This window comes from Flavobacterium sp., assembly GCF_027484205.1.
In the GTDB taxonomy this organism is placed as follows: Bacteria; Bacteroidota; Bacteroidia; order Flavobacteriales; family Flavobacteriaceae; genus Flavobacterium.
The window spans coordinates 1-23,508 of sequence record NZ_JAIXUB010000011.1 but is presented as its reverse complement, the minus strand read 5'-3'; the positions used below and the strand labels follow the sequence as shown (position 1 = coordinate 23,508).

General features: G+C 30.2%; 15 protein-coding genes and 1 tRNA gene. 6 read left to right on the top strand and 10 right to left on the bottom strand.

What is annotated here, in order from left to right:
* The first annotated feature begins 22 nt into the window (after positions 1-22).
* On the top strand, positions 23-2,656 hold the full coding sequence (locus Q0049_RS03605) for a DUF5916 domain-containing protein (protein ID WP_298116655.1): 2,634 nt from the start codon (positions 23-25) through the stop codon (positions 2,654-2,656).
* Here Q0049_RS03605 and Q0049_RS03600 read toward each other — a convergent pair.
* From Q0049_RS03600 to polA, 3 genes are all read right to left on the bottom strand, one after another.
* Positions 2,648-3,379, bottom strand: a complete 732-nt coding sequence (locus Q0049_RS03600) for a nicotinamide mononucleotide transporter family protein (RefSeq protein ID WP_298116653.1) — start codon at positions 3,377-3,379, stop codon at positions 2,648-2,650. The genes Q0049_RS03605 and Q0049_RS03600 overlap by 9 nt on opposite strands.
* The gene (locus Q0049_RS03595) at positions 3,380-4,693 is read right to left on the bottom strand and encodes a serine hydrolase (protein WP_298116651.1); all 1,314 of its coding nucleotides are present in this window, start codon (positions 4,691-4,693) and stop codon (positions 3,380-3,382) included. It lies immediately after the preceding gene.
* 458 nt (positions 4,694-5,151) lie between these two features.
* Positions 5,152-8,022 carry a DNA polymerase I gene (polA, locus tag Q0049_RS03590; protein WP_298116649.1) on the bottom strand — a complete coding sequence of 957 codons (2,871 nt, stop codon included), beginning with the start codon at positions 8,020-8,022 and terminating at the stop codon, positions 5,152-5,154.
* 381 nt (positions 8,023-8,403) lie between these two features.
* Here polA and Q0049_RS03585 point away from each other — a divergent pair, with 381 nt between their 5' ends.
* Together Q0049_RS03585 and Q0049_RS03580 are read left to right on the top strand one after the other, a co-directional pair.
* Entirely contained in the window at positions 8,404-11,280 is a 2,877-nt protein-coding gene (locus tag Q0049_RS03585; protein ID WP_298116647.1) for a histidine kinase, read from the top strand.
* Between the two features lie 3 nt (positions 11,281-11,283).
* Positions 11,284-12,024, top strand: a complete 741-nt coding sequence (locus tag Q0049_RS03580; RefSeq protein ID WP_298116645.1) for a LytTR family DNA-binding domain-containing protein — start codon at positions 11,284-11,286, stop codon at positions 12,022-12,024.
* Between the two features lie 60 nt (positions 12,025-12,084).
* On the opposite strand, the gene Q0049_RS03575 is transcribed toward Q0049_RS03580, so the two are convergent.
* From Q0049_RS03575 to Q0049_RS03565, 3 genes are all read right to left on the bottom strand, one after another.
* Positions 12,085-12,405 (bottom strand): hypothetical protein, encoded by a 321-nt coding sequence (locus Q0049_RS03575; RefSeq protein WP_298116643.1) that lies wholly within the window; start codon positions 12,403-12,405, stop codon positions 12,085-12,087.
* Positions 12,406-12,407: 2 nt separating this feature from the next.
* A complete protein-coding gene (locus Q0049_RS03570) occupies positions 12,408-14,033 on the bottom strand; it encodes a LamG-like jellyroll fold domain-containing protein (RefSeq protein WP_298116641.1) in 1,626 nt (541 codons plus the stop codon).
* 270 nt (positions 14,034-14,303) lie between these two features.
* On the bottom strand, positions 14,304-15,200 hold the full coding sequence (locus Q0049_RS03565) for a T9SS type A sorting domain-containing protein (RefSeq protein ID WP_298116639.1): 897 nt from the start codon (positions 15,198-15,200) through the stop codon (positions 14,304-14,306).
* A 189-nt stretch (positions 15,201-15,389) separates the two neighbouring features.
* On the opposite strand from Q0049_RS03565, the gene Q0049_RS03560 reads away from it, so the two are divergent.
* Both Q0049_RS03560 and Q0049_RS03555 read left to right on the top strand, forming a co-directional pair.
* On the top strand, positions 15,390-16,622 hold the full coding sequence (locus Q0049_RS03560) for a metallophosphoesterase (RefSeq protein WP_298116636.1): 1,233 nt from the start codon (positions 15,390-15,392) through the stop codon (positions 16,620-16,622).
* 73 nt (positions 16,623-16,695) lie between these two features.
* Positions 16,696-16,992 (top strand): co-chaperone YbbN, encoded by a 297-nt coding sequence (locus Q0049_RS03555; RefSeq protein ID WP_298116634.1) that lies wholly within the window; start codon positions 16,696-16,698, stop codon positions 16,990-16,992.
* Here the strand turns inward: Q0049_RS03555 and Q0049_RS03550 are convergent.
* The 4 genes from Q0049_RS03550 to Q0049_RS03535 all read right to left on the bottom strand — a co-directional run bounded on the left by Q0049_RS03550 (position 16,989) and on the right by Q0049_RS03535 (position 23,051).
* Positions 16,989-17,621 carry a polysaccharide deacetylase family protein gene (locus tag Q0049_RS03550; protein ID WP_298116632.1) on the bottom strand — a complete coding sequence of 211 codons (633 nt, stop codon included), beginning with the start codon at positions 17,619-17,621 and terminating at the stop codon, positions 16,989-16,991. The two genes, Q0049_RS03555 and Q0049_RS03550, sit on opposite strands and share 4 nt — an antisense overlap.
* Before the next feature lie 69 nt (positions 17,622-17,690).
* Positions 17,691-20,894: a DUF2723 domain-containing protein gene (locus Q0049_RS03545; RefSeq protein ID WP_298116630.1), complete on the bottom strand. Its 3,204-nt coding sequence runs from the start codon at positions 20,892-20,894 to the stop codon at positions 17,691-17,693.
* A gap of 113 nt (positions 20,895-21,007) precedes the next feature.
* Entirely contained in the window at positions 21,008-21,691 is a 684-nt protein-coding gene (locus Q0049_RS03540; RefSeq protein ID WP_298116628.1) for a response regulator transcription factor, read from the bottom strand.
* Positions 21,692-21,695: 4 nt separating this feature from the next.
* Positions 21,696-23,051, bottom strand: a complete 1,356-nt coding sequence (locus tag Q0049_RS03535) for a HAMP domain-containing sensor histidine kinase (RefSeq protein WP_298116627.1) — start codon at positions 23,049-23,051, stop codon at positions 21,696-21,698.
* A 237-nt stretch (positions 23,052-23,288) separates the two neighbouring features.
* On the opposite strand from Q0049_RS03535, the gene Q0049_RS03530 reads away from it, so the two are divergent.
* Positions 23,289-23,359, top strand: a tRNA-Gln gene (locus tag Q0049_RS03530).
* Positions 23,360-23,508 lie beyond the last annotated feature (149 nt).

The following is a 23,508-nucleotide window of genomic DNA, read 5'->3' as shown; positions in this document are numbered from 1 at the left end:
ATCAATCAAAAAACGAACAATCATGCACTTACGCAAACTATTACCAATACTTTTTGGTGCTTTATTCTTTTGTAGTTCTTATGCTCAAGAGAAGGAAAGTATCACTAAAAAAAGTTATACAACAAAATTCCTAAACGAAAATGATGCTCCAACCATTGATGGATTGATAGATGAAAAAAGTTGGGATATTGTAGATTGGACCGGTGATTATATTGAAAATGAACCAGATGAAAATACACCACCATCAGAGCAAACGAAATTTAAAGTTGTTTATGATAAAAACTACTTGTATTTTGCTTTCAAATGCTACGATAAAGATCCAAAAGGAATTGTAAAACGATTGTCTCGACGTGATGGTTTTGAAGGTGACTGGGTTGAAATAAACATTGATAGTTATAACGACAAACGAACTGGTTTTTCGTTTACAATTTCAGCATCTGGTGTGAAAGGTGACGAATTTATTTCTGACAACGGAGACAATTGGGATGGAAGTTGGAACCCAATTTGGTATGTAAAAACAAATGTTGATGATGAAGGTTGGACTGCCGAAGTAAAAATACCTTTTAGCCAATTAAAATTTGGAAATAATAAAGAACAAGTTTGGGGTTTACAATCTACTAGACGTTATTTTCGAGCGGAAGAGCGTTCGGTTTGGCAACGAGTAAAACGAGACGCACCTGGTTGGGTTAGTGAATTTGGCGAATTGAGAGGTTTGGTAGATATTCAACCGCAAAAGCAACTTGAAATTCAACCATTTCTTGTAACGCAATTGGAAACTTACAAGAAAGAACCGGGAAATCCTTTTCGCGATGGTTCAGATGCTAAAATTAATGGAGGTTTAGATGCCAAAATTGGAATAACTAATGATTTAACTTTAGATTTAACCATTAATCCTGATTTTGGTCAAGTTGATGCTGATCCTGCTGCAATTGCATTAGATGGTTTTCAAATATTTTTTCAAGAAAGACGACCATTTTTTGTTGAAAATAAAAATATTTTTAACTATCAATTTGCAGATGGACAAGACAATCTATTTTATTCAAGAAGAATTGGTAGAAGTCCGCAAGGTTATCCAAATACTTCAAATGGAGAATATGTAGATATTCCTAATAACAGTACGATTCTTGGTGCGGCAAAGTTTAGTGGAAAAACTAAAAATGGCTGGTCTATTGGAATCTTAGAAAGTTTAACTGACAGAGAATTTGCAAAAATTGATGACAATACCAATAAAAGAGAAGCACTTGTTGAACCACTTACTAATTATATTGTAACACGTGCTCAAAAAGATTTCAATAAAAGAAATAGTTTTATTGGTGGAATTTTCACAGCAACCAACAGAAATCTTCAAGGTGAGGAATTAAATTATCTCAGAAAATCTGCTTATACGGCAGGTTTTGATTTTATGCACAATTGGAAAAACAGAAAATATTATTTTAGTGGAAATGTTGTAACAAGTCATGTAAAAGGAAGTAAAGAAGCAATTGCGAATACACAGCAAGAGTTAACACATTTATTTCAAAGAGTAGATGCTAGTCATGTGGAAGTTGACCCTAACAGAACTTCATTAACAGGAACAGGAGGAAAGTTTGAATTAGGAAAAAACAGCGTTGGAAATTGGCGTTACTACGGAATATTCACATGGCGTTCACCCGAATTAGAGTTGAATGACGTTGGGTTTTTAAGACAAGCAGATGATTTGAGACAAATTGGAATTTTGAGTTATCAAACCCTGAAGCCAATTGGAAGTTTTAGAAGAATCAACGCTCGTTTTGAACAATTTACGTCTTACGATTTTGATGGAAATCACAACAGGACGCAATATTCTATAAGTTCAAACGCTAATTTTAAGAGCAATTGGTCTATTTATTATCAGTTTACGCACAAGCCCAAAATTTTTACCAATACTATTTTGCAAGGCGGACCAAGATTTAGATATTCTGAAGAGGTGATAAATGTTTTAAATTTTTCAACTGATTCTAGAAAAAAATTACGTTTTGATTCAGGAATTGTAGCTTCTCAAGGGAAAGACAATTCGTTTTCTTACACCGAGTTTACTACAGGAATTACGTATCAACCCATAAATGCTTTTACCGTTTCTTTATATCCAGGTTATACTATCAATAAAAGTAAAACACAATATGTAACCGAAACAAGTTTTGGTTCAACTCCTAGATATATTATGGCAAATATTGATCAAAGGACTTTAAGTGCTTCTATTAGAATGGATTTTAATATTAATCCAAATTTGACCATTCAATATTATGGAGAACCTTATATTTCTAGAGGAAAATATAAAGATTTCAATAGAGTAACCAATCCAATTGCTAAATATTATGGAGATAGAATTGCAGTTTTTAATAGTAATCAAATAGCATTTGATGCTTCAAATGATACTTATACTATTGATGAAGATGTCAATGGTTCAGTAGATTATAGTATTGGAAATCCAGATTTTGCTTATGTTCAATTTCGTTCTAATTTAGTTGTTCGATGGGAATATATTCCAGGTTCAGAAATTTTCTTAGTTTGGTCACAAGGAACTACTGGTTTAGGAAACCCAAAAGATGATTTGTTTAGAAGTTTAGATTCGCAAATATTGGGCAGAAAACCCGAAAACATCTTTTTGATTAAAGCTACCTATAGATTTTTATTTTAAGGCATTTTTCTTATCATCATTCCAAGTGATGTAACCAATAATAGCGTTGAAAAAGTAGAAAGAATATTTGGCACTATTTGCAATATTCATTAAAAGTAGGTTTTGAATTAGTTTTGTGATGTTGTAAAACTGCCACATAAACCAATTGTCTGGATACATTCTTGCTGTGTTGAACGTTCCGCCAAAAGTAATTCCAGCTGGAATTGCTATAGCAAAAAATAATTTCCAATCGATTTCAGTTTGCGCAATGTATTTAAAAGCGATGTAGTTTAGAACAATCGAAAAGAAAAAACCAAGGACAATATTTCTGTAAAAAATAAAGTCAATAGAACGAAGAACTTTACTTTTTTTCCAAGTGTTAAATACCAAATAATTGGCTACAAAAGACACAGGATAAGTCAATACTGCTCCTTTATTTCCTAATAAATAATCGATTGAACCACTTAAAAAAGTATTGCAAGTTGTAATAAGATTTCCAATGTTATTTTTTTTAGTAACCAATCGATTACCAATCATTGACAATCCTGTATTGATTATTGAAACATAGCCCAATAAGAAAACATAATTTTTGCCTTGTAAAGTAAACTTATATTCGGTGTTATGGTAACCTAAAACAATCGAAGCAGTGATTACGATTATCAATCCGATAATATCTAAATAGGTACTATTTGTTATTGATTTTATGATTTTTAAATTCGCCTCCGAAAGTTTTATTAAACTCATTTATTCTTTTTTAAGGACATTTTCGCCTCCACCTTGTATTAAGGTAAATTGGTTTTCGGCAAAAATCATTTTAATTCCTGCTGCCAAAAATACGAATTCAGTTTCACTTTTTGCACTTAATGGGAACGAACTTTGTCCTGTTGCTTGCGCAAATAATACTCCGTTTTCTTCTGTAATAGTTACTTTCATTGGAAAAGTTGGTGAAGAATAAGTTCCAATATATTTTGCTAAAACTTCTTTGCTAACTGCAAAATCTTTCACATTTGGGAAATTATAAGTCATTTGATAATATAAACTCAAAACTCCAATCATAATATCGTTTCTGTTGAAGTTATCTCCGTTTACTATTAAGGAAATTCCAAATTGCTCTTCTTGATTATATCCAACAACTGCTCTAAAATTTTCAATTCCACCGGTATGGCTGTAGAATTTTCTTTCTTTAAATGGTGCAATAATCATTCCTTTGCCATAACCTTCTTCCATGGTTTTCATTTGTTCTAATGCTTCTTTAGAAACTAATTTTCCACTAAACAAGCCATTCATAAAAGCAGTCAAATCAGAAGGTGTTGAACACATTGCGCCAGCAGAATAAGCTAATGAACTACTCCATTCTGGTGATTTTTCCCAAGTTTTTCCATCAAATACAAATGAGAAACTTTCGTTTTTAGCTAAATCAGTTTTCAATGGGAAATAGGTGTTTTTCAAACCTAATTTTTTTACAATTCTATCATTTAAATTATCAGAAAAGCTTTTTTTGGTAATATCTTCAATGATATAACCCAATAAATTATAATTTGAATTACTGTATTTGAATTTAGAATTAGGTTCAAATGCCGATTCGTAAGACGCAATTCTACTAATGATATCTTCTTTTTTATTTTCAATAAAGATGTAATCTGCCGAACTTGGATCGTCATTTAAAAAATCGGGAATTCCAGTTCTGTGGTGTAATAAATGATGAATAGTAATCTTTTCAGCATTTGGAATTTGAGGATAAAATATAGAAAGTTTAGTATCTAATGTCAATTTCTTTTCATCAATTAATTGCATGATGATCGTTGCTGTGAAGGTTTTAGTAATCGAACCAATTTTCAGTTTGGTGTCGGTTCCCAATTTTTTATTGGTTTCCACATCGGCATAACCATAGGCTTTTGCAAAAACAATTTTGTCGTTTTCACGAAGTGCTATTGAACCCATAAATTTATTATTGGCATTCAAAAAAGTCAACAAACTATCAATTTTTTGAAATTTCGTTTGTTGTGAAAATCCTGTAAAAGAAATAAATAAAACGGAAAGTAATATAATTTTTCTCATGATTATGTTTTTCTTTATTAGAATGTTGGAATTGGAAAATGTTACAAGTTATTTCTTAAATTTCAAATAAATAGAATAGATACAATTTGATAAAAATAGAAGTATGCTACTCAAAAATGAAATAAGAAAAAAACTATTCATTTTAAAGCAAACTACAAGAAATACTATGCTTAAAATTGAAAAAATTAAATTCGTTTTTACTTTTAGAAAATATAAAGTTAAGTAAGTTGAAATTTGAATAATTAATAGCGGAATAATGAATCCTGATAAATCCCAAGCCCAACCAACAGTTTTATTAATTCCAATTATTCCAGTTGCATTCATGAAAATTGTTCCAATTATATAAATTGTAATTAAAAGTATCAAAGAGAATTTTATAGAAAAAATGAAATACTTCATGTGATTAATTGATGACAAAGTTACTCAACTGCCAACTGCGACTGAACACTGCCAACTTTCTAATGTGCTTCCAACCAATTTTTTCCAACTCCAATTTCAACATCCAACGGAACATCCATTTTAAAGGCATTTTCCATTTCGTGTTTTATCATTGGTTTGATTTTTTCTAATTCAGAGTTGTGAACGTCAAATACAAGCTCATCATGAACCTGAAGTAACATTTTTGATTTCCAATTCTCAGAAGTTAGTTTCTTATGAATATTAATCATCGCAATTTTGATAATATCAGCTGCTGAACCTTGAATCGGTGCGTTTACAGCATTTCGTTCGGCGCCACTTTTTACAATCATGTTGGCCGAATTGATGTCTTTTAAATAACGTCTTCTTCCTAAAACCGTTTGAACATAACCGTTTTCTCTTGCAAAATCAACTTGATTCGACATATAAGATTTCAGCTTTGGATACGTTGCATAATAGGCATCAATCAACTCGGCACTTTCTTTTCGCGAAAGCGATGTTTGATTAGAAAGTCCGAATGCAGAAACACCATAAATAATTCCGAAATTCACGGTTTTAGCATTGCTACGTTGTTCTTTTGTAACTTCTTCTAACGGAACATTGAATACTTTTGCAGCGGTACTTCTGTGAATATCTTCATTATTTTGAAATGCTTTTATCATGTTTTCCTCACCAGATAAGGCAGCGATAATTCGAAGTTCTATTTGCGAATAATCGGCAGAAACTAAGGTGTAATTTTCATCACGAGCGATAAACGCTTTTCTAATTAATCGTCCTCTTTCGGTACGAATTGGAATATTCTGTAAGTTTGGATTATTCGAACTCAAACGACCAGTTGCAGCAACGGTTTGCATATAATCGGTATGAACGCGACCAGTTTTTTTATCAACCTGATTTGGTAACGCATCAATGTAAGTACTTTGCAATTTCACCATTTGACGCCATTCGAGAATATCTTTTACAATTTGATGCTCGTTGGCTAAATAACTCAAAACTTCTTCGCCAGTCGCATATTGACCTGTTTTGGTTTTCTTTTGTTTTGCTCCGCCAATTTTCATTTTGTCGAATAAAACGTCACCCAATTGTTTTGGTGAAGCCAAATTAAATTTCTCACCTGCAGTTTCGTATATTTTTTGTTCCAATTCGGAGCTTTCTTTAGCCATTTCAACAGACATTTCTTTCAGGAAAGGTACATCGAGATTGATGCCTTCCAATTCCATTGCTGCCAAAACTGGTATTAATGGAATTTCGATTTCATCAAATAACTTTTTGGTTTCGGCTTTGTCTAAAATTGGACTGAAATTTTGCTTTAATTGATAAGTTACATCTGCATCTTCGGCAGCGTATTCTTTGATTTCTTCTAAAGCAACATCACGCATCGATTTTTGATTTTTACCTTTTTTACCAATTAAATCTTCAATTGATTTGGGTGAATATTTTAAATAGGTTTCACTCAAAACATCCATATTGTGACGCATATCAGGATTTATTAGATAATGCGCAATCATCGTATCGAATAATTTTCCTTTGATTTGAATTCCGTAATGCGACAGAATTTTCAAGTCATATTTTATATTCTGACCTATTTTTTCGATGTTTTCATTTTCAAAAAACGGCTTGAATTTATCTACTAAAACCTGAGCTTCTTCTTGATTTTCAGGAAATGGAACATAAAAAGCTTCGCCTTTTTGCCAAGAAAATGACATTCCAACCAATTCCGCATTCAAAGCATCAATTCCAGTAGTTTCGGTATCAAAACATACTGAAGTTTGATTCAATAAATTTTGTAAAAACAATTTCGTACCCAATTCACCTTGAATTATCGTATAATTATGATTGGTGTTTTCTAAAGTTGCATAATTCGAATTGGTTTTGACTTCACCACTCTCTTCATCAGAAAATCCAAACAAATCAAATTGATCTTCATTAGATTTTTTAGCTACTGTTTTCTTTTGTCCCGACGTTTCGGGATGATTTTTGTCATTGCTATTGTCATTTCCATTTGTGTCAATTTCGTCGTATTCTTTTCCAGTTCCAAAATATTTGTCAAACTGCGCTTTCATTTGACGGAATTCTAATTCTTGAAACAAAGCATCGGTTTTTTCTACATCAGGTTTAGAAAGTTCGAAATCATCGGCATTGAAAGTCACAGGACAATCGAGTAAGATAGTAGCCAATTTTTTTGACAACAATCCCAATTCAGCATTGGCTTCAATTTTATCTTTAATCGCGCCTTTCAGTTCATGCGTATTTGCTAAAAGATTTTCCATGGAACCATATTCTTTTAGGAATTTCTTTGCGGTTTTTTCACCAACGCCAGGTAATCCCGGAATGTTATCGGCTGCATCGCCCATCATTCCTAAGAAATCAATCACTTGTTCTGGACGTTCGATTTCAAATTTTTCTAACACTTCTGGAATTCCCCAAATTTCAATATCGTTACCCATTCTTGCTGGTTTGTACATGAAAATATTTTCAGAAACCAATTGTGCAAAATCTTTATCGGGCGTAACCATATATACTTTAAAACCTTCTTTTTCGGCTTGTTTTGCCAAAGTTCCAATTAAATCATCGGCTTCAAAACCAGCTTTTTCCATAATAGGAATGTGCATCGCTTTCAATAATTCTTGAATATACGGAACGGCAATTTTAATCGCTTCAGGTGTTTCATCACGATGCGCTTTATATTCCTGATACATTTCGTAACGGTAATCGCTTCCGCCTTTGTCAAATGCTACGGCTAAATGATCTGGTTTTTCACGTTTGATAACATCCATCAAAGCATTCATAAATCCCATAATTGCGGAAGTATCCATTCCTTTAGAATTGATTCTAGGATTTTTTATAAAGGCAAAATAACCGCGAAATATTAGTGCATAGGCATCAAGAAGGTAAAGACGTTTTTGTGACATTTTATTATAATTAGATTGTAAAAATAATAAACAAATCTTCATTTCATAAATTCAAAACCTCTTTTCGTGAAAAACTTCACTAAGTAGTGATAATTTATATTTTTTTTGAATAAAATTCAGGAGTATGGTAGTCATTTTAAAACATCTAGATTTTAAATTTATCTCATTAGCGCTTTTTATTTTTGTTGTAATAGGTTTGTGTTTATATCATATCTTTTTTCTTTAATATTGATTTTAGTGAATTATTTTGTTTGGTTCATGAAAAAAAGTGTTTGAACAAAACAATTTTATCTATTTTTATATTCTTAATGTAAACCACAAGTGCCAATTTTATCTATTTTTTCTTTGAATAAATTTCTGTCAAAAAGTATTTTATTTTTTGTGCTTTTTTATGCTTTTACTTTAAGTGCTCAAGAACCTTTTCTGCGAAAAATTTCTTTTCTTGAAGGAATGCCTTCTGATGTTATTTATGACATGTATGTTAGCAAAAAAGGATTACTTTATCTTGGAACCGATAAAGGTTTGGTTTCCTATGATGGCGTTCATTTTATCTTATATCCATTTGATGAAAATTTGAGTAATTCAGTTAATTCTATTCAGGAAGATGAAAACGGAGTGATTTATTGCAAGAATTTTTCAAATCAAATTTATTTCTTGTCCAATGATCGACTTAACTTGGATAAGACTTTCAATGATTTGATTTCAAAAAGAGAATTATCAGTTGTAGAATTTAGTGTTTTGAATAAACAAAAAGTACTGCTCACACCAAATGAATTTTATACTTTCAATAAAAATAAACCAGCATTACTCTTTGAATCAAAACGTCAAATTGATAAAAATGATTTCTTTCATTTGGCTTACAATTCATTAAAAAATGAGTATTATATATCTTCATTACAAAGTATTTTAGTTTTTAAAAAATATAGTTTAATTAAGGAAATTGAAACGGAGCAAAATCAAAAAATCTTAGAAACGCATCACGGTAAAGTATGTTTTGTTTCTAAATCTGACATAAACGCAATAAATGTTTTTGGAAAAAATATTAACACTAATAATTTAAAAACTACTAATTTAAACAGGTTAAGTAGCTGTGGTTCTGAATTATGGATTTGTACAAATGACGGAATTCTGGAGGTAAATACAAATAAAGGAATTGTTGAGAATCCATTTTTGAGCGGTAAAAGAATATCAGATATTGTTATAGATAAAGAAGGAAACCATTGGATAAGTTCATTAGATAATGGTTTGTTTTTTATGCCGAGTTTAAAGCTTAAAAATCTTTCAATAAAAGGTGTTGATGAGCAAAAAAAACCAAATTTTTCGAGAGTTAGAATTGCAAAAAACGGACACTTTTTTGTGGCTACATCTACAGGCTGTGTTTTTGAATTTGATGAAAACGGAAAGCAATTGTTAAAATACCAATCGGAAAATAAAACGGAAATTGAGTTTATAACGTTTCATAATGATATGATAATTACCTCAGCTGGTGTTTTTAAGATTGGAAATCCTAATCCAATTTCTGATATAAGAATGTATCTTGGAAAGGAAGTTGTAATTGATCGTTATGGTAATTTTGTTATGGCATCATCTACGTATGCAGGATTGCTTGCAAGCGATTTTAAAACAAAGATTATCATTCCTGAGAATTTTGAAAAATATGAAATAAAAAAATTTGGGTTATCAGCGAATTTTTTGTGTTTAAGAGAGCGAAGAGCAAGAACTGTTTTTTATGACAAAAATACAAATATTTATTATGTTGCTTACAATGATGATTTGTATTATTATGACAAAAACGGTGATGAAAACATTATTAAACTTCCTAATGATGACGAAATAATTGTTTCAGAAATGCTTCAACACAATGATGGTTCCATTTGGATTGCTACTACACAAAAAGGGATTGTGCAAATAAAAAATCAAAAAGTAGTAAAACACTTAACCATTAAAAACAAATTGTCAAGTAACAATTGTAGAAGAATTGAAATTGATGATGAAACCTTATGGATTTTAAATGATAAAGGAATTGAAACTTATAACTTTAAAACATCAGAAGTAAAGAATGCAAGTGCAAATTTGTGCATGAAAGGAATTACTATTAATGATTTTATTATTAAAAATGATACGATTGCTTTTATTACTAATGAGGGTATTTTTTATACTAATAAAAACTTTTTAGATGTCAATTATGTTCCTCAATTTGAGTTTACAGGTATTTGGATAAATAGAAAAAAAGCAGCTTTTAAAAATGATTTAGCTCTTGATTATACACAAAACAATATTCAAATTGATTTTAGGACAATTCATTACAAAAGTTTAGGTGATTATACTTATGAATATCGATTTAAAAACATTGATAATAAATGGAATACAATAACATCTGACGCTTCTAATGTGAAATTTTCTTCTTTGAAATCAGGTAATTATGTGTTTCAAATTAGAGTAAAGTATGGCGATATTACCAGTGAAATTAAAGAACTACATTTTGAAATCAAAAAACCATTTTGGTTGCAATGGTGGTTTATTATATTAGAGATTTTGGGAGTTGTATTTTTAGTTTATTTGGTGAATAAACGAGCCGTTTTACGAACTAAAAGAAGACAAGAAGTCAAAGAACAACTGGCTTTATCTCAATTAACTGCGTTGCGATCACAGATGAATCCGCATTTTATGTTTAATGTATTGAATTCGGTTCAAGGGTTAATTTATTCCAATCAAAAGAGTAAAGCGAGTGAATACTTAGGGAAATTCTCGGATTTGATGCGAAAGATATTAGAAGCATCTGATAAGAAAGAAATCACAGTTGAAAAAGAATTTGAAATGTTAGATATGTATATTTCATTAGAAAAATCGCGTTTTGATACTGATTTTGAATATAAAATAAATCTTCCAACATCAATTGATTTAAGTCAATACGTTATTCCTTCAATGATCATACAACCTTTTGTAGAGAATGCCATTAAGCATGGATTAATGCATAAAATAGGGTTGAAAGAACTTAAAATTAATGGCGAAATTATAAATGAATATTGGCAATTTGTAATTGATGATAACGGTGTGGGAAGAGCTAAAGCAGAGAAGATAAATAAAAGTTTTAAAAATCATAAATCTTTTGCTACTAACGCCATTGGAAGCAGAATCAGTTTAATAAATAAAGTTTCTTCATCAAAAATTGAAATAATGGTTGAAGATAAATTTTCAAATACAAATGAACCACTTGGAACAAAAATCACGATTTTGATTCCTGTGAAAACACTATAGAATATGAGAGCAATTATTGTAGATGATGAGTTAAATGCCAGATTAGCTTTAAGAGGAATTATTGAGGAAAATTTTCCTGAAATAGAAATTGTTGCTGAGAATGCTGATGTACCAAATGCTGTAAAATCGATACATTCGTTTCAACCCGAATTGGTGTTTTTAGATATAGCTATGCCAGGATATTCTGGTTTAGAATTATTGAAGTTTTTTGATGAGAAGAACATTAATTTCAAAATAATTTTTGTTACAGCTTATACAGAATACGCCATAAATGCTTTTGAATTGTCAGCGGTTGATTATATTTTAAAACCTGTTAGAATTGATGCACTGCAACGTGCTTTATCAAAGGTAAATGATTCAAAATCATCAGAATCATTAAAGGTATTGCAAAGCAATTTAGATGTGCCACAAAATAAAAAAATTGCACTGAATACTGGAGATGGAATTACGTTTATTGAACTACAAGATATTTTATATTTAAAAGCTGACGGATCGTATACGCATTTCTTTATTTCAAATAAAAATAAGATCACGGTAAGTAAAAAAATTGCAGAGTTTGAACGTTTAGAACAAGTGAGTAATTTTATGCGAATTCACAGAAGTCACATCATCAATTTAGAACGCATTCAGAAAATTTTAAAGCAAGATGGAGGAACTGTTATAATGGACAATGGTGATGAATTGTCTATTTCTGCTGATAGAAAAGCAGCATTGTTAGAAAAATTCGAATCGTTTAGATTCTAAAAAAAAACCGCTTCAGAAACTAATCTGAAACGGTTTTCAAAAAAACTACTTACTTAACTTTTATAACTTACTCAATAATTGCACTTTCCCATGCATTTCTTTTGTTGCTGTAAGAATTAGATTTCCTTTTTTCCCTTTTTCATAATAGTGTAATTTATCGCCTTCTTCCATTTTAATAGTTGTTGTGGCATTTTTAGTTAAACTATAGCTTCCGCCACTTCCAGCATTGATAACCTTTACTTCATTATCGGTGTCATTTTTAATTTTGATGTCGAATTTTTCAGTGATTGTAATTTCTTCATTCAGACTCAAATGGTTTGAATTTGTGTTCATTGACATTAAGCTTAATGCCATGAATAATAGGATTATTGCTTTCTTCATAATTATTTAATGATTAATTTTTGTGTTGAAATAGCATTGTTCACATCTTCGATTCTAACCAAATATATTCCATTTGATAAATTAGAAACATTTATATCTTTTGTAGTAGAAGTCATAATTTTTTGACCTTGTAAAGAATATATTTCAACTGATTTTACTTCGTTTTCCATTTCAATTGAGAAGTTATCTGATGTAGGATTCGGGTAGATAGATGCTTTTAAGTTTTTAGATTGAAAATTTTGAGAACTTAATGTGTTTTGAGAATTATATAATGATAAAACTTCAATCGAATTAAAAAATGTATTATAAACTTCAAAATCATCTATTTTAAAGTTACCAGTCCAATTGCTACCATTATTATAATCAGGTGAGCTACCGAATATAATTATGTTACCCAATGTATCCCAGTTTGGCTTCGTTCCTGAGCCTATCAAAGAACCATTTTTATACATTGCAACATTAAGTCCATCATATGTAAGTATGTAATGTTCCCAAACGCCGCTAGTTCCTGTGTCGGTAGTTGTTAGACTATTTCCAGGTCCAAAAGCATCATTACTTAAAATACTTGTAATTGATGCGTTAAAACCGTAAGCTCTGTTATTGGAGGGATTTCCCCAAGTCCAAAAATTACCGTTTAAATTTGTTCTGTTTAGCCAAAAAGAAACTGTTCTTTGGTTTTTACCTTGGGGTAAGGTAAACGCACTTTGCATGTAACACTTGTTTAGCATACTTAGAGCGTTATTAGCATTACCATTTCGGTCGTTTACATAAACAACACCCGTTGGAGATGTACCCGTTAAAGGATCTATTAATGATACTGTGTTTCCTACATTACTTAAAGAATTATTGAATTCAAATTTTAATACAGGTGTTGCAACTGAAGGACTTGCTAATGCAATACTGTTTTTAACAGTAACTATTTCAGCAGCAGATAATGCTCTTTGATATATATATAATTCATCCAAAGTTCCTGTTATACATCTTGCTGGATCTACAGATCCATTAGAGTAAGCATCAGATCCAAAAACAAAATTTCCTTGATTAGAATTCATCGGACTATTATCTTGATTCATTCCTGTAGAAGGTGTCCAAGCGAGAACACCATCTAAATAATACTTCACTATTGTACCTTCTTTAGTAATTGCATGATGATGCCAAGCTCCACTTTGACCTCCAATGTGTGTATTTAATGTTTGACAAAAACTATTTGTTGTTGTAGAATATTCAAGTCTATATCTATCATAATAGATAGTTCCTCCATCACAATTAGAAGTGCCAACATATCCATACTTTAATCCATTTCTTAAATTAAATGACATTGAATACAATAATGGGTTAACTCCACCTCTAAATTCCCACCATGCAATGGTACAGTTAGTGTTTAAGTTCGCAGAAGTAACCATTGAAGAGTTTGTTAGTGCAGATGCTCCTGCAAATGAAACCCCTTGCCCAACTTTTCCTCCAGTAAAACTAACATTTGTTGCAGTGCCATTAGTAAAACTGTGCGTTGGTTCATTACTAATTAAAGTGTTTTCAAAATTATAATAAGCTACCAAACCACTTGTTGGTGCCTGAGCAAAAGATTGATTTACTAGAATCAAAGTAAATAAAAGTAATATTTTTTTCATAATAAATAGTTTAAATTCAGTAGCAAAAGTCTATAAATCAGTTGTGTTAAATTTTAACATTTCATGAAACAGTGGTTTTTTTTCATGAAATGCATTTTTTTATTAGTTAGAATGATTTTTATGTTAAAAAAAACCGCAACTTCAAGAGTAAAGTTGCGGTTAGCCAATGATTTAGATTGGAATTAAAAACTAAAAACTATCATAATTAAAATTAGGGTGTACAGTGTGGTAAGTGTAATTTCGAGACGGTATTTTTCTATAATTCTCATACTATTTAACAATTAATTTTTGAGTACTTCTGTTATTGTTTTCATCTTCAATTTGAACTAAATAAATGCCTTTAGATAAATTAGAAATATCTATATTTTTAGAAGTAGAAGTCATTACTTTGTGACCTTGCAAAGAATAAATTTCGACTGATTTTATATTTGAATCTATTTCAATTGTGAAATTATCTGACGTTGGATTTGGATATATATTAAATTTAACTTTCTGTTCATTATCAGCTAAGCCCAACGCAGAAGTTGTGAAACTTCCTAATATTCTATTTCCATTAAGTGTTGGCGAATATCCTCCAACACTATAATAGTAAGTTGTATTTGGAGTTAAACTCGTGAAATTGAAAGTAAATGGTGTTGGTGTATTTGTAGTAGTATTTGCAATTCCATTGTAAGAATAAAAAGTGGTTGGACTTAATCCATAATCAACAGCTATTGTGCTTTGAATTCCAAATGTATTCACCTGAAAATCAATTTGCGCAGATGTTGTAGTAATGTTAGAAACAACTGCATTTGTTGTACTTGGTGGAGTTCCTCCTGAGGTAAAACTACCAGTAATTGTTACAGCTGCTTGATTTGAAGCATCGTAAGCATCAATTGCATAATAGTATAATGTGTTTGGAGTTAAGCTGGTGATATCATAAAACAGAGGTGTAGGTGTATTTCCATTAATTGGCCCAACTTGGTTAAAACCTGTCATCGTTGGCGTAGTATTGTACTGAACAAATGCATTGGTAGTACTATTTTGTGCATTAACAGAAAAATTAATTCTTGCTGAAGTTGCAGTAATGTTTGAAACTGAAACATTTGAAATAATTGGTGCAGAAAATCCCTGTATACAGAATGTTAGAAATAATGTAAAATAGAATAAGTGTAATTTTGTTTTCATAAATTTAGTTTTAAAAGTTATGATGCAAAAATGTTGTAACTTTTTTGTTTTAATTCTGAACTTTTATGAAACGATGCTTATTTTTCATGAAATGTACAATTAATTACATAATGTTAACTGTAGTTAAAATTTTTATAATGAATTGATTTCGTCTTTACTTTCTTTGTTAATTTGCAAAAAAAATATAGAATGTCTGCACGTTGGATTATCCTTTTTGTGATTATTGCAATCATTGAAATTTATGCTTTTCAAGCTGTAAAAACATTTACTAAAGTTAGATGGGTTCAGCTTTCCTATATAGTAATTTCTGTAGCTGCTGTTGCTTTTATCTTTTATGGGTTTTCTAAATTTGATAGAAGTGTAGGACAAACACCTTTGTTCATGATGACAATTGGTGTTTTGTTGTTGGTTTTAGTTCCTAAGCTGTTAATCACTTTTATAATGTTGCTTGAAGACATTTTACGATTGATGATTGGAACAAAAAATTATTTCGCAAATTATGATAATGATACTTTTTTACCAGAAAGAAGAAAGTTTGTAAGCCAAGTTGCGCTCGGAATTGCCGCAGTTCCATTTTTATCATTGATATATGGAATGACTATAGGTAAATATAATTATAAAGTATTAAGACAAACTTTGTTTTTTGATGATTTACCTGATGCTTTTGATGGTTTTAAAATCACTCAAATATCAGATATACACAGCGGTAGTTTTGACAACCCAGAAAAAATAAGTTATGCAGTTGATTTAATTAATCAGCAAGAATCTGATTTATTATTATTTACAGGAGATATTGTGAATACTCATGCAACTGAAATGCATCCATGGATTGATACTTTCAAAAAGATTAAGAATCATGAATTTGGGAAATATTCTATTTTAGGAAATCATGACTATGGCGAATATGTAGAATGGAAATCGGAAGAAGCAAAAAATAAAAATTTTGAAGATATTAAAGATTTACATCAACAAATAGATTTCAAATTGATGTTGAATGAAAACACAAAAATCAAAAAAGGGAATGACGAAATTGCTTTGGTTGGTGTTGAAAATTGGGGTGTAAAATTTAAAAAAGTTGGTGATTTGAATAAAGCTTCTGAAAATTTGAGTAAAGAAGATTTTAAAATTTTAATGAGCCATGATCCAAGTCATTGGGATGCTGAGGTTAAAGAACATCCAAAACATTTTCATTTGACGCTTTCTGGTCATACACACGGATTTCAGTTTGGAATAGAAATTCCGGGAATTATAAAATGGAGTCCAGTAGAATATGTTTACAAACAATGGGCTGGTTTATATGAAAACGTAGGTAAATATATTTATGTAAATAGAGGTTTTGGCTTTCATGCATATCCTGGAAGAGTAGGAATTATGCCAGAAATTACAGTTATTGAACTAAAAAAAGGTAAAAATGTAGTATAATTAGTTAAAAATGCTACATTTGTATTACTAATACTTTCTTTTTTAGAAAAGAATATATAAATATTTAGGTTTTATGTCAAAATTTGGCGAACTTATAAATGCTCAAGTTCCTGTGTTAATTGACTTTTACACAGAGTGGAACGAATCGTCAGTGTCAATGCATCCTGTTATTAGAGATGTTGCGGCTGCACTTGGTGATAGAGCAAAAGTGATTAAAATTGATGTGGATAAAAACCAAGAATTAGCCGAAGCACTTCGAATTAAAGGTTTACCAACGCTTATGATTTACAAAGAAGGTCAAATGGTGTGGAGACAATCTGGTGAATTAGATGCTAATACTATAATTGGCTTGGTTCAGGAACAGGTTTAATCAATTTTTTCAAAAATAAATCCTTTTTCTTTTAAGAATTTCAACGTTCTTGGTAATGTGTATTCCAAGTTCGAAAATGCTTTTTTGCTATCGTGAAAAACGATAATACTTCCTGATTTTACATTTTTTAAAACATTTTCTAAACACTGTTCTTTAGAAATTGTAGCATCAAAATCGTAAGAAATGATGTCCCACATAATTATTTTGTATCCAAGCTTTCTAAGGATTTTTGATTGTGATGGTTTTATTTTGCCGTAAGGCGGACGAAATAGGTTTCGAGTTTCGAGTTTCGAGTTTTGAGTTTCTTTATCACAACGATTTGCGTTTTCAATGTATTCTGAAGTAGAAGTTTTCCAGCCGTTTAAATGATTGAAAGTGTGATTTCCTATGGAATGTTTTTCGTTGACTACTTTCTCAAAAATTTCTGGATATTTTCTAACGTTATCACCAATGCAAAAAAAGGTTGCTTTGGCGTTATATTCTTTTAGTTGATTTAGTGTCCATTCTGTAATATCTGGCGTTGGACCATCGTCAAAAGTAAGATAAACTTTATTTTCATTGTTAGGAATTTCCCAAACATAGTTTGAAAATAGTTTTTTAATAATCCAATGTGCTTTTACCCAAATCATATTTCAAATGTAAATAAAAAGTGCCGATAAATTACTCTATCGACACTTTGTTATTTTATACTATCTCAACTATTCCATATCACGTTCAAATTGCTGGAATCGTTGATTGAAACTGTTGAATTCTACTTTACATTTATTATAAAAAGCAACATCATTGTTCTTTTTCATTACTTCTAACAAACTTCTATAACGTTCAATATCCGTAACGATATCTGTACCAATATCGCTTTGTTCAACGGCTTTTAAAGTGCTGTAATATTTTAGATTTTCTTTATATTTATTTATCAATTTAGTTAGTAAATCTCTAGCTTTTTGAGTTTCTCCAACTTTGTAATATCCATCAGCAAAAGGCTCAACAGTTGAATAATATCCATAATAATCTAATGGAAATTTAGTTACACCCATTTCAATTATATTTTTTGCTTTTGCAATTTTTCCTTCTTTGATTAATTCATACATTAATCTAGAAAGGTTTGTTCGTGTGGAAATACTGTTTTTTCTAGTTTCTGGATCATGATAAATAGTTGTCTTGTCACCATTACCCCAAGTCCATTTTTGAACTAAATTATACATTTTATCCGCATCAATTTGTCCCATATCAGGATAATTTTCTTCTAAAGTCTTTGTTTTTATTGGAACTAATTTATAAACCATTCCATCTAATTGAAGATAATCTTTCATCCATAAATAGTCATCATCTGCAAAACTTCCAGGACTAAAATAGATAGGTCGTTTCCAATTGTTGTTGTTTAGGATATCAAGCATTATCAATCGGTTTTTATACAAAGCACTTCCTTTAATTTCGATATCGATATAAGGAACAATAGAATCATAATATTTAGAATTCACCACTTTGTTCTTAATAACAGCATTTTTATCAACAGGAATTCTAACTTTATTTGTTGGGAAGAAATGTACTTTTTGCCCACTTTGCATTTCTACTAAAGTTCTTTCGTCTTCACTTTTTGCAAACTCAACAAAATCTTTTAAATTCCATCTTGAATCTTTTGCTTGTTCACTAAATACTATATAATCTCTGGTTCCGTCAACATATTGATTGTGATTAAAAGATATTGGAAGTCCTTTTGAAGTATATGTTTTCATTTTCATTTGATCAATATACCAATCAGTCATCAACAAACTTGTACAACAAATTTTAATATCAGGACGAACTCCTTCAATTTCTTGAGCATACCATAATGGGAAAGTATCATTGTCACCTATAGTATATAAAATGGCATTTGGTTCACATGATTCTAAGTAAGCTTTTGCCATTGCAATTGCTGTATATTTATTAGAACGATCATGGTCATCCCAATTTTGAGTTGCCATTAAAACCGGCGCTGCTAAAAGTGTAGCTGCAATAGTTAAAGGCGCGGCAATCTTTGAAGCTAATTTTTCTTTTATGATTTCGTAAATTGCATAAACTCCAAATCCAATCCATATTGCAAAAACGTAAAACGATCCTACCAAAGCATAATCTCTTTCGCGTGGTTCAAATGGACGTTCGTTTAGATAAATTTTTAATGCTAATCCTGTAAATAAAAATAAGGCAAGAAGAACATAAAAACTTTTTCTATCTCTTTGAGCATGATACATCAAACCTATTAATCCAATGATGAATGGTAAAAAATAATATACATTTCTACCTTTGTTATTTACAACATCTGACGGTAAATCTTTTTGTGAACCTAAATGCAATTCATCAATAAAATTAATTCCACTTAACCAATTTCCATCTAGATTATCATATTTTCCTTGATTATCGCTTTGTCTTCCTACGAAATTCCACAGCAAATATCTTCCGTACATGTATCCAAATTGATATTCAACCATATAACGGATGTTATCAAAAGTTGATGGTTTTTCAATGATTAAATAATCACCATATGCTTTCAAGAACGCAACATAACCATCAGTATCAATTTTATTTGAGGCATAAGCATTTCTAAATTCAGCAACAATATCAACTAATTCTTTTTCTTCAGAATAGTCAGGATTTATAGTAAATTTTGGCGGGCTAGAAAAATGAATGTAGTTTTCAACGTGCTCAGTACTCCACATCCTTGGTAAAATTGCTTTGTGAGCATCATCTGTATTTTGCTCGGCATTTTTGTAGTTGTTTACAATTTCATATTTGCCTGTTTGATAGTTTCTTTCATAGTTAGGCGCTTTATCTAAATAAGGATTATCTGGATCTAAACCTGCGAAAGTGTCTGTATATTGTGGGCCGTAAAATAAAGGATTTACGCCATATTGTTCTCTATTATAATAAGCTAAAACTTCGGCAGCATCAGACGGTTTGTTTTCATTAATTGGCGTGTTTGCATTGGCACGAATTGGTAACATCATCCAAGTTGAGAAACCAATTAAAACGAATAATACACACAACAAAATAGTATTGTAAAAAGATTGCTCTTTTTTCTTTGTATATTTTAATCCAAAATAGAAAACCGCAATGATTAATAATAATGCAAAAATACTTCCTGAATCGAATGGTAATCCAAGTGAATTAACCATGAAAATTTCAGTTTTTCCAAAGAATGCTAAGGTATAAGGAAGTAATAATTTGAATATAAATAATAGAACTGCAACAATTATAATATTAGCAAAAATGAAGTTTTTAACAGTAACTTTTTGATAATTCTTGAAGAAATATAAAAATCCAATGGACGGAATGGTAAGCAATGCCATAAAGTGAACACCAAATGATAAACCTACAACTAGAGAAATTAAAACCAACCAACGGTTTCCTCGTGGCGTATTCATATCTTGTTCCCATCGTAAACCAAGCCAAAATAGTAATGCAATCAATAAAGTTGCCATAGCATAAACTTCGGCTTCAACAGCGTTGTACCAAAAACTATCCGAAAAAGTAAAAGCCAAAGCGCCAACAAACGAACTTCCTAAAATTACTACATAGTTGTTTTTGTCTAACTCAGTATATGAAGAAATTATTTTTTTTAATAAAATCGTTGACGACCAAAACATAAATAATATGGTGAAAGCACTAGAAAAAACAGACATCATATTAACCATGAAAGCCACATTTTCATTATTACTTGCAAACATTGCAAAAAAGGCTCCCATCATTTGATACAACGGCGCACCTGGTGGATGTCCAACCATTAATTTAGCAGATGTTGCAATATATTCTCCACAATCCCAAAAACTCATTGTTGGTTCTACCGTTAAAGTAAAAGTTACTAAAGCTACAGTAAAAGCAACCCATCCTAGGATTGTATTCCACTTATTAAAATTAAATGTTGTCATAAAAAGGTATGAAATTATTTCAGTTGCAAAGAAACTATTTTTTTATCGAATCCACATAAACAGAACTTGATAAAATTTTTATAAATTATTGCTTACTAAAAGTTTGATGTTAATTATTCTTTTATTTTAAATTCTAATCCTATAAAACGAGTGCTTTCAATGGATATGTTGGCATCATCATTAAAATATTTTCTAATTTTTGTGATAAAAACATCCATGCTTCTTCCCGAAAAATAATCATCTGTTTTCCAAACGGCTTTTAAAATAGTTTCTCGTTTAACAATTTGATTTTTATGTTGATATAAGAATTGAATTAATGATGCTTCTTTTTCAGTCAATTGCTGGGTTTTATCGTCTATTTTTAAACACAATCTTTTAGTGTCAAAAAGATATTTTCCAATAGTAATTTCTTGAAAAGATACTTTTAAATTAGATTCGCTTCTTTTTAAAATATTGTTCAAACGTAATATTAGTTCCTCAACTTCAAATGGTTTTACAATATAATCGTCGGCTCCAAGTTGTAATCCTTTAATTTTATCCTCTTTTAATTGTTTTGCGGTTAAAAAAATGAATGGTGTTTCTGGATTTATTTTTAAAAGTTCTTCAGCTAAGGTAAACCCATCCATTTCTGGCATCATTACATCTAAAATACAAATATCAAAGGTGTTTTTTTGAAATAATTCTAATGCTTTTCTGCCATTTTCTGCCCAAATTACTTCAAAATTATGCAATTGCAAGTATTGAATTAAAACATTAGAAAGATCGAAATCGTCTTCAGCTAAAAGTAGTTTTTTCATAAACTCAAGATGGAATAGATAAAATAAATTGCGTTCCTTTTCCTAAATCACTCACTAATTTAATAGTGCCTTTGTGAGCTTTTATAATTTGGTCAACATAATAAAGTCCTAATCCTAATCCTTTTGCATTGTGAATATTTCCTTGTTCTACTCTATAAAATTTGTCAAAAAGTAATGATTGTTTGTTTTTTGCAATTCCAATGCCATCATCTTTAATACTAATTTTAAATTCGTTGTCTTGTAAATGTGTACTTATAAAAATTGTTTTAGCTCCATATTTTACAGCGTTTTCCAATACATTAGTAATGGCAGTTGTAAGATGAAATGCATCTAAATTTAACTGTGTTTCTTGATGAAAATCAATTTGAATTCCAATGGATGGATGTGCCACTTTAAAATCGGCAATTATGGTTTTTATAAATTCATTAGCTTTGATTTTTTCCTTATTCAATTCAATTTCTTCAAATCCTAAAGAATTATTCATTACCTGGTCAATTAAACTTTGTAAACGTTCGTTTTGACGATTTATAGTTTGAATTAATTGATTGTAAAGTATCTCATTTTCTTTAACTTCTTTGCGCTCCAATATTTTTGTTGAAACGGATAATGTAGTTAAAGGAGTTTTTAATTCGTGGGTGATATTGTTAATGAAATCGGTTTTGATGTCACTTATTTTCTTTTGTTTGATGAGTGATTTAATCGTTATTACAAATATAATTATTAACGTTAGAATGGAGGCAAATGCTAAAATCAAAATTAATGACATTCGTTTTAAAACAATTAACTCCCAATTTTTTACAGATACATACAAACTGTCCTCGGTTAGTAACTTGTAATTAGATTTTAGTCCGTTTGAACTTGTTGTTCCAACATAGTTTCTAATTAAAAAGGCATCATCTAATGAAGCTAAATTGCCATACATTTTGTTTTCTATAAATGGTTTTTCAGCAAAAAGCGTATCTACTTTTTTTACATTATTATAAATGACAAATTTATTTAAGATAATCGCAAAATCTATTTCATGATTAGGGAATTCCTTGTCAAATTCTTTTTGCAATTTTTCAGTTAATTGTTTTCTAAAATGATTTTCTAATAATTGTTTTTTTACTTGCGAACGATAATTCTTGTCAATCAGATAATTTTCTGCTAATTCTTTGTATAAAAAATCTTTTTTGTGAAACAAAGTGCTGTCAACATCACTGTAATCGTTAGTTATTTTGCTTAATTTTTCTTTAACTTCAATTCTAAATTGAGCTACTTTATAATCGTAAGTTGTTTTTACCAAATACAATTGCATAACAAACAGTACAACTAAAACTAAAGCTGATAAAGAAATTAGGATGTTAATTCGTTGTTTCATATAAGATGTAAAACCGAAGTTCAAAAATAAGAGGATTTATTCATTAAATAACCTAAAAATGATGCTTTAACCTACGATTAACTTTCGAAGGTATTTTTTTCTTGAATTGTAAGTAGAATGTAATTAATGAATTAGAGGTTTATAATCAAGTATTGTGTTGTTTTTCCGCAAAAAATCAATAAAATATTTGCTTTAAATAAAATTTGTATTAAATTTGCACCCGCATTCAGCACTTATTGGTCTATGGTGTAATGGTAACACAACTGTTTTTGGTGCAGTCTTTCTAGGTTCGAGTCCTAGTAGACCAACAAATAAATCTCAACTTTTTCAGTTGGGATTTTTTGTTTAAGCTAGGCGAGAAGTTTATCCCGATACTTCGGGAAGTCCTAGTAGACCAACAAATAAATCTCAACTTTTTCAGTTGGGATTTTTTGTTTAAGCTAGGCGAGAAGTTTAT

What these genes read in the sequence shown, in the direction of transcription:
- Q0049_RS03605 (WP_298116655.1), top strand. Translation starts at nt 23, where the DNA reads ATGCACTTACGCAAACTATTACCAATACTTTTTGGTGCTTTATTCTTT.
- Q0049_RS03600 (WP_298116653.1), bottom strand. Translation starts at nt 3,379, where the DNA reads ATGAGTTTAATAAAACTTTCGGAGGCGAATTTAAAAATCATAAAATCA.
- Q0049_RS03595 (WP_298116651.1), bottom strand. Translation starts at nt 4,693, where the DNA reads ATGAGAAAAATTATATTACTTTCCGTTTTATTTATTTCTTTTACAGGA.
- polA (WP_298116649.1), bottom strand. Translation starts at nt 8,022, where the DNA reads ATGTCACAAAAACGTCTTTACCTTCTTGATGCCTATGCACTAATATTT.
- Q0049_RS03580 (WP_298116645.1), top strand. Translation starts at nt 11,284, where the DNA reads ATGAGAGCAATTATTGTAGATGATGAGTTAAATGCCAGATTAGCTTTA.
- Q0049_RS03575 (WP_298116643.1), bottom strand. Translation starts at nt 12,405, where the DNA reads ATGAAGAAAGCAATAATCCTATTATTCATGGCATTAAGCTTAATGTCA.
- Q0049_RS03570 (WP_298116641.1), bottom strand. Translation starts at nt 14,033, where the DNA reads ATGAAAAAAATATTACTTTTATTTACTTTGATTCTAGTAAATCAATCT.
- Q0049_RS03565 (WP_298116639.1), bottom strand. Translation starts at nt 15,200, where the DNA reads ATGAAAACAAAATTACACTTATTCTATTTTACATTATTTCTAACATTC.
- Q0049_RS03560 (WP_298116636.1), top strand. Translation starts at nt 15,390, where the DNA reads ATGTCTGCACGTTGGATTATCCTTTTTGTGATTATTGCAATCATTGAA.
- Q0049_RS03555 (WP_298116634.1), top strand. Translation starts at nt 16,696, where the DNA reads ATGTCAAAATTTGGCGAACTTATAAATGCTCAAGTTCCTGTGTTAATT.
- Q0049_RS03550 (WP_298116632.1), bottom strand. Translation starts at nt 17,621, where the DNA reads ATGATTTGGGTAAAAGCACATTGGATTATTAAAAAACTATTTTCAAAC.
- Q0049_RS03545 (WP_298116630.1), bottom strand. Translation starts at nt 20,894, where the DNA reads ATGACAACATTTAATTTTAATAAGTGGAATACAATCCTAGGATGGGTT.
- Q0049_RS03540 (WP_298116628.1), bottom strand. Translation starts at nt 21,691, where the DNA reads ATGAAAAAACTACTTTTAGCTGAAGACGATTTCGATCTTTCTAATGTT.
- Q0049_RS03535 (WP_298116627.1), bottom strand. Translation starts at nt 23,051, where the DNA reads ATGAAACAACGAATTAACATCCTAATTTCTTTATCAGCTTTAGTTTTA.